Here is a 7,674-nt window from a genome sequence, read left to right on the forward strand (position 1 = left end):
CAATCCTTCTAAATCCGTAGCAGAAAGGGTGACTTTTCGGAAACGATCGGAATTTGCGCCAACAAGCCCCAAGTTCAGATTTCCTGATGGATCGGAATGAACCGTTTCCACGCGCATAGGTTCATTGAAAAGTGAGCCTGAGAGAACGCATCCAACTCGAATAGAATCACATGATATCGGCATTTTTTCTCAGATCATCCCATGGAAGGATCCCATGAAAACTTCCTAATGAGATGCTTGTGGAAATTCCATTTTTTAGTGAGAAATTGATATCGGCCAGCGACGATTCCCCGGGAGATGTTGAGCTCCTTTGCAATTCTTATAAGTTCCGTATCAGTCTTGGCATGGATGATCCTGGAATCAAATTCCCCTGGGATCAAAAATTCTTTGGCAAAATCATTTGCAATTAGCTCTCGCGGATCATCCGTGCTGCCATCATTAATCAAAAGATCTTTTTTACTGTCGTGCAATACATGCCCCGCTTCATGAAAAAAGGAGAACCAGAACCGATCCTCCCCTTTGCCGCGCAGGCACAAAATAATCATGGCCTTGGTCGGGGTCAGCCATTTCGTGGCTCCATTCCAGGGCACTTTCGGCATTTCTTTGACCAATGCCAGCGCCACGCCGGCATCGGCGCATAAGCGCTGCATTTTGGGTTCAAACGCATCGGGTTCCTTGCAGGTCAGGGATCGGATCTCTCGCAAAGCCGTTTCGAATTTCGCTTTATCATAAGCTTGGCAGTTGATTCTTTGAGCCTTCAGCTCACCGATGCGGATCCAGGCCGAAGCGGAACCCGAATCGGTATTAAAGCATTGAGACCGGCGCGCCGCCACGGCAGGTCTTTCCCATATCTCTTTCCAGGCTTCCACACTGCTGACTCCGTAAAATGTCAGCACTTCGCGAAGTTGTAAAACAGAATCCTTTTGCCCTTGCACTACCTTGCGCTTGAGAAGTTCTTTGAGTGGAATCTTTTTCAGCCATTCCAATCCTTCAACCAATCTTTCTTTTTCTTCGATTCGCTCCAACTGCTCTCGATACTGGGATTCCAAGTTGTTCCAGAAGCGGGCGGGGACTCCGGTAACCAATTCCAGCCGGTTCGCGGTTTCATAAGTGATGGGCTGCACACCCTTATAAATACGATTTAAGGTTTGAACGGTCAGAGATGTTCGCAAGGCAAGCTCTTTTTGACCCATGCCGAGGGACTTGCTCACTTCCTGAAGGGAGACTCCCGGCGGCACGGCATAATCTGGTTCAAATCGCAACTGTTTTTTAATACTCATATAGGCCTCATTTAATGTGTATCCTCAATAGAGACAACCTCAATTTCTGTGACCAATCCCTTATCAATACTCCTATCCGCTGTTACCGGAAGAGGCTTGTTGACAGGTCTAAAAATCAAGCGCATGGGTTGCTCGAGATCGACAGAAAAATGCCACTTGTAATTGCCCGTCAATTCGTGGCAACGAGCCGGAGGCAAATGCGACATAATGGCGAGACAATCTGCAGCTTGCAATTCCATCAACCTCTGCTTTAGCTTGCCAGCCATCTTGTCCCCATATTTTCGCTTCATTTCGCGTTCCGAAGAACACTCCTTTCTCAGTTTATTCGTCTTAAACGTTAATAGCATTGTTTTTCCCAAATGTCAACAAATAATTAACATGTCGTGTTAATTTAAATAATTCCTTAGCTTTTGAAAAAGACCCCATACCTTGATGGATCACAATCACCCTATCATTCTGCCCAGAGGTCTCAAAATCGATCACTGAATTTTTCTTTTCCTTTGAAGCTGACCAATAATAAATAAGATTGAAAAAGTGCACTTCTCTCCGTTCTCTTTTGATAAAATATACTCTTTTAGGAAATTCGAATCAATACTGGTCAAAATCATAAAAAGTATTCAGCGGGCATAGCAATACAGGCAGCCGTGGCGACAGGTGCCGTAGCTGCCGATGTCGACGCTCTCCTGGCAGAGGCACAATTTCCTTTGGTTCGGGTCCTTGCGATAGGCCAGGTTCAGGCCGAAAAGTTCATTTAGCAATTTTTCGTCGATGCATTTGCCGGGATCAACGCCGGCTGCCGAAGCTTCTTCGGCGCAGCTCTGGATCTCCAGCTGGAACTCCCCGGCTACCGCGGCAAAATGCGCGAGCAACTGGGTCCGCTGTCCCGCGCTGCCGGCGGCATTTTCGCCGTCGATGCCGTATTTTTTCAGCCGCTGGAGCGCCTTGCGATAGGGATCGAAGAAACTGACGATGACGCGGAAGGCGAACGGCGCCAGCATCCCGGCCAGCTTCAGGAAATTTACCCGGTGAAAATCCCAGGCGGTCGCGGTGCTGAAGAGGACCGGGTCGTAGCGCCAGATGATCCGCTGGCGGCCGATGCGGGCCGCCAACGCTTCAAAAAAAGAACGCGCCGCTTCCAGCCCGGGGGTAGCGGGCTCCAGGGAGCGGGGGTAAGCGGTGAGCGTGATCAGGAAATAGTAGGGATACCCACGGCCGTCGATCTCATCCAGGTGCACCATGAGCGGCCGAACGTCGCGGCTCCAGAAGACGAGCGCAGCGACGGCGTCGCGGCGCAAATCGACTACCCTGCTTTGTTTCGGGCGGAAGGGATTGGCCACGACCGCCTCGCCGCGGCGCAGGCAATCCATGAACCACGGGCTGTGAAAAGCGGGGACATCGCCGCGCCTGGAAACGCTGACGATCATCGGACTTTCCATGGGACAACCCGCGCCGTCGGAAGCATCAGAGGCCGCGGCCTTTCAGCTCCAGCAGTTCGGCATTCTGGGGAAATTTGCCCAGAGCCGCGGCCAGGGTTTTCCTGGCTTTTTCCCCTTTTTTCCAGGCCTGGTATATCTTGATCTGCAGCAGAAAATTGTCCGCGCTGTCCTTCAGGAACAGTGCGCTCTGGGCGTAGATCTCGCCTTGCGGATAATTCTGCTTCTGCAGGTAAAGCAGGGCCAGCAAATGGTGATTCTCGGGCGAGAACGGGTTGACCTCCATGGCCTCCTCCGCCTTCTGCAGCGCGCCGCTGAAATCATTTTCCAGGAAAAGATTTCGCGCTTCGATGTAGAACGGATTGCCGTCGGCCTGGTCCCCGGACGATGAATTGAGCTGGAAGGGATTTTTAAGCAGCGGCTGCAGCGGCGCCGACTCCTCGCTCAAGGACGGCAGGGGAACGAAATTGCTGAAGGCCTGGGTCAGCAATTCCCGGTTCTCGCTGGCATTCAGGAAAACGGCAAACTGCTTCAGCAGCCGTTCGTCGTCCGGAAAAAGCTGGAGAGCGCGGTTCAATTCCTCGGCGGCCCTGGCGCCCTGGCCCATGGCCTGAAGCAGGCGGACCAGGTTGCCGAAAATTTCCGGATCCTTCTTCAGATACAGGGCGTAGCGCAGGCATTTCTCGGCGGTCGGGAAATCGTTCTTCTGCTGGTAGATGACGCCCAGGTTGTTGTTGGTGGCGACGGCATAGATGTTCTGGCGCTGAAGGCGGATGAACTGGTTCAGCGCCAAGTCGATCTGGTTGTTGGCGAAATTGACCAGGGCGGAAAGAAAGTCCCTTTTATCCCTAAGCGGCGAGTCGGCCGGCAAGCGGTTCAACCAGGATTCGCTGCCAACGAGATCGCCCTTCTCCAGGTAGCTCTTGGCCAGCTCGAAATTGAGAAAATCGGAGCGGGCGCCCTTTTCGCTGATCGACAGCAGCAGGTCCAGTTTTTTTCCGTTGCCGGCCAGCAGGAGGCTCTTGATGAATTTCTCGTAATCGGGCAGGGCCAAGTTCAATTGCGGGAAACGGATTTCCGTTTTTTCCCTGGCGATGACCTTGATCACCTCCCTGAGCAATTCTTCCTGGACGCGGTAAATGTCCTTCAAATCGCCCTTGAGCACGGGCAGATGATGCTGGGCCCCCGCCTTGAGGTCGATCAGAAAAACCTTGATCACGACCTGGGAAGCGCTTTTGCCGCTGTACAAGATTTCCCCCCAGAGCAGACGGTCGGCTTGGTTTTCCCTGGCCAGTTCCATGGCCGTGGCCTTGGTGATCTCGAAAGGGAAGCGGACCAGGTTGCGGTTCATGGCAAACTGGACCTCCTCGTGGTCGACCGCCGGCAGATCGTTCAACAAAAGGCCGGAGAGCAGGTAGAAGGAAACGGCTTTTCCCAGCCATTGGGTCGAGGCATGGTTCTGGGTGTCGACCTTGAAGGGCAGCACCATGATCTGGGCCGAAAGGCCGGCCGCCAGGAGCAGCCCGGCAAGCACGATGCTGTTTTTTTTCATGATCATGGCAGCGGCAACAGTTTGATGAGCTCGCGCAGGAATGGGGCGCCGTTGAGCGCGACATTCCCGCCCCCTTCCAGCCTGAACGCGAAAGCGTAACGGGGCTTTTCGGCTGGGACATAGCCGATGACCAGCGCATCAAGCCCGGTCCGGCTGTCGCCGGCCGCCCCGGTTTTAATGGCCAGATCGGCCTCGGCCGACCAGGCGCGGCGGCCGGTCCCGTTTTCATCGTTGACCACCGCGCGCATGGCCTTGCGCACGCGGGCGAAATTCATATCGTCGTTGAGCAGGCGCACTGGCCGTGCGTCGTGGCTGTAGAAGCCGAGATCGAGGATGCTCTTGGCATCGTCGATGATATAGGGCGAAAACCAGGTGCCGTTTTGGGAAAAAACGGACGCCAGCATGGCGGCATGAACCGTGGTGAGTGAAATTTTGCCAAGGCCGGTTGCCAGGTTGGCCAGCTCGGCAACGGAATCCGGCGCGAGCGTGAAGGCGCCGGTCCTGAATTCCAGGAACCAGTCGGCGAGCGTCCGGGAGTTGAAACGGAAGAGCTCGAGCAGGCTGGCCAGCAGTTCGGGCCCCACTTTCAAGCCCATGCGGGCAAAACTGATGTTGCAGGACAGGGCCAGCGCCGCGACATAGTCCTTGACCAGGCCGTGCGCACTCCAGTCATAAAACGCCTTGCCGGCCAGAACCGCCTGCCCGCGGCAGTCAATGGGAAACACGCCCTGGTCAGCCTGGCGCAAATAAGCCAGCAGGGTGACGATCTTGATGATCGACCCCGGTTCATAGGTTTCGGCAAACACGGCATTGGCGGCCCGGAAGGACTTGGGTTTTGAGTACGCCGCCAGGATGCCGTTCTCGGGCAGATCCAACACCAGCAGCGAGCCGTAAAAGCCGTCAAAAAGGCGTTCGAGTTTTCGCTGCAGCCCGGCGTCGATGGTCAGCCTGAAGAAGCGGATGCCCTGTTTTATCTGGGCGTCGAAAGCGGCGAAATCCAGGCCCGGCAGCAGCGAACGGGTCCTTCCCTGGCGGACGTCAAAATAGGCCAACGGCGCATCGCTGCGATCGAAAATGTAGTCGATCCGCCCCCGGCGCAAGCTGGCGTTGACCTCGCCCAGCAGCGTCAGCGCCTTGGCGTTGTTTTTCTTGTAGGCCGGGGAAATCCCGGCGACGGCCTTTTCCGATTCGCCGCCGTTGAAAAACGCGGCTTGCACCAGGGCGTGGTACCACATGATCTCGTCGCCGCCCCGGGGCCGCAGATAATCGGTGTAGATCTTCAGTTTCAGGTATTCGCCGCGGTCGATGAAATATTTTTGAAAACGGCCCGACGGCAGCGACGTCACGACCTGGTCCCGGTTGAGCTCGGCCAGCCGCCCCCGGGCGGCGTCCAGCCGTCCCTGCATCAGGTCGCACAGCGCCCGCAGCTCGCGGATGCTGCCGCGCAAAAAAAACGAGCCGGCCAGCGCGTCGATTTTTTTACCGGCCGCCGGCGCCTGATCGTTGAGCAGCAGGTCCTGGATCCCAGCGACGGCGATGCGCACGCGCAGGTAACGGGTGCCGCAAAAAACGGCGACGACCAGCAGTGCCAGCATGAGCAGCTTCAGGTGCTGCCGGCGCCGGCGCGCCTGCCGGTTCTTGAAGGAAAAGGCCACGTCCTTGTAATCGAGCACCATCAGCCTGCCGCTTCTCGATGCCGCGCAACCCGGGGCATGGTCGCACGCTACCTGTCTGCGCGCAGATAGGCGAAAAGCCTGTCCAGGCCGGCGCGGATGTCTTTCATGGAGGTGGCGTACGAGATGCGCAGGTGGTTGGGGGCGCCGAAGGCCGATCCCGGCACCAGGATGATGTTCAATTTCTCGAGGATGTCCATGGCCAGCTGGTTGTCATCGGCGAATTTCTTCTGGGTGATGTCGTGGGAAAAATCGGCGAAGAAATAAAAGGCGCCGTCGGGCATGGCATAGCCGATGCGGCCGATCCCGTCGACGCGGCCGGCAAAATAATCGCGGCGGCGGCGATACTCGGCCACCATCTCCTGCACCGCCCGAGCATCGCCGCTCAGCGCTTCCACCGCCGCCTTTTGCGAAATTGAGCAAGCGTTGGAGGTGGAGTGCTCCTGGATCTTGGTCATGGCCGCGGCCAAGGGTTCGGAAACGATGCTGTAGCCGATGCGCCAACCGGTCATGGCGAAGGTCTTGGACAGCGAGCTGACCACGGCGACCATCTCCCGCGCTTCCGGGAGCAGATTCATCGGCGACGGGTATGCCTGTTCGGTGTAGATGATCTTGCGGTAGCAATCGTCGATGACGACCAGGATGTTCTTGCGGTAAAAAAAATCGATCAACTGCCGCAGCTCTTCTCCGGCCATGATCTTGCCGGTGGGATTGGAGGGGGAATTGACGATCACCGCCTTGGTTCTGGCGCTGCAGCGGGAGATGTACGAAGCGGCGGTCAGTTCGAAAAGCCTTTCCGGCTGCAGGTGATCGGCATAAACCGTTTGGCCGCCGCAGAATTTCACCATTTCCGGGTAGGAGACCCAGTAGGGGCGCGGGATGATCACCTCGTCGCCGGGATTGATCACGGCCTGCAGCAGCAGGAACAAACTGTACTTGCTGCCGGGCGAAACCACGATCTGCTTTTCGCCGGGGGCGAATCCCTGCTCCCGCTCATAGACCAGCTGGATGGCTTTTTTCAGTTCAACGATCCCCGAGGTGGTCGTGTATTTGGTGAAGTTTTTCTTAATGGCGGCGATGCCGGCCTTCTTGATGTTTTCCGGGGTGGGAAAATCGGGTTCGCCGGCTCCGAAATCAAGGATGACCTTGCCCTGGGCCTGCAGCTGGTTCTTGATTTGCACCAGTTTCAGCGTCGGCGAACTGGTCATGGTTTGCACGCGCTCAGACAGTGTGATCATGGTTTCCTCCGCACAGTTGCTTTTCGATCATTTCGGCCATGACATGCAGGACAAACAGGTGCATCTCCTGGATCGTCGGCGTGTCGTCGGCATCGACCGCGATCACGATAGCGGCCGGGATCGCCCGCAACGCGTCGACCTGGCGCCCGGCCAGGGCGATGGTCAGCAGCCCCCTTTCCCTGGCCGCGGCCAGGGCCTGCAGGACGTTGGCCGACCGGCCGCTGGTGGTAATGCCCAGCGCCACATCGCCCTTGGCGGCGAAGGCCTCGACCTGGCGGGAAAAAACAACGCCGAACTCCTCATCGTTGGCGATGGAGGTCACGTTGGCCATGTCGGCGCTCAAAGCCAGGGCCGGCAGGGCCCGGCGCCGGAAATAGAATTTGTTGACCAGCTCGGCGGCGAAATGCGAGGACTGGGTCGCCGAACCGCCGTTGCCGAACACCAGCACCTTGTTGCCAAGGCGCAGTGCTTTTTCCATGCCGGCGATGGCTTCGGCCA

General features: G+C 56.8%; 7 protein-coding genes. All 7 read right to left on the reverse strand.

The genetic code is table 11. The features are described 5' to 3' along the window. Positions 1-194: 194 nt before the first annotated feature. Entirely contained in the window at positions 195-1,280 is a 1,086-nt protein-coding gene (locus NTW95_00465) for an ImmA/IrrE family metallo-endopeptidase (protein MCX6555898.1), read from the reverse strand. Positions 1,281-1,291: 11 nt separating this feature from the next. Continuing rightward, positions 1,292-1,570, reverse strand: a complete 279-nt coding sequence (locus NTW95_00470) for a killer suppression protein HigA (protein ID MCX6555899.1) — start codon at positions 1,568-1,570, stop codon at positions 1,292-1,294. Between the two features lie 327 nt (positions 1,571-1,897). Further along, positions 1,898-2,704, reverse strand: coding sequence for a DUF1848 domain-containing protein (locus tag NTW95_00475; GenBank protein ID MCX6555900.1), 807 nt, complete (start codon positions 2,702-2,704; stop codon positions 1,898-1,900). 37 nt (positions 2,705-2,741) lie between these two features. Continuing rightward, positions 2,742-4,271, reverse strand: coding sequence for a hypothetical protein (locus NTW95_00480; protein ID MCX6555901.1), 1,530 nt, complete (start codon positions 4,269-4,271; stop codon positions 2,742-2,744). Continuing rightward, complete coding sequence (locus NTW95_00485; protein ID MCX6555902.1) at positions 4,268-5,941, reverse strand: penicillin-binding transpeptidase domain-containing protein; 1,674 nt, start codon at positions 5,939-5,941, stop codon at positions 4,268-4,270. Before NTW95_00485 ends, NTW95_00480 begins: the two co-directional genes overlap by 4 nt. Before the next feature lie 47 nt (positions 5,942-5,988). After that, positions 5,989-7,176 carry a pyridoxal phosphate-dependent aminotransferase gene (locus tag NTW95_00490; protein ID MCX6555903.1) on the reverse strand — a complete coding sequence of 396 codons (1,188 nt, stop codon included), beginning with the start codon at positions 7,174-7,176 and terminating at the stop codon, positions 5,989-5,991. Beyond that, on the reverse strand, positions 7,160-7,674 hold a 515-nt coding region (locus NTW95_00495; protein ID MCX6555904.1), incomplete at its 5' end, for an SIS domain-containing protein. The genes NTW95_00495 and NTW95_00490, both read right to left, overlap by 17 nt.

The organism is Candidatus Aminicenantes bacterium (assembly GCA_026393795.1).
In the GTDB taxonomy this organism is placed as follows: Bacteria; Acidobacteriota; Aminicenantia; order UBA2199; family UBA2199; genus UBA2199.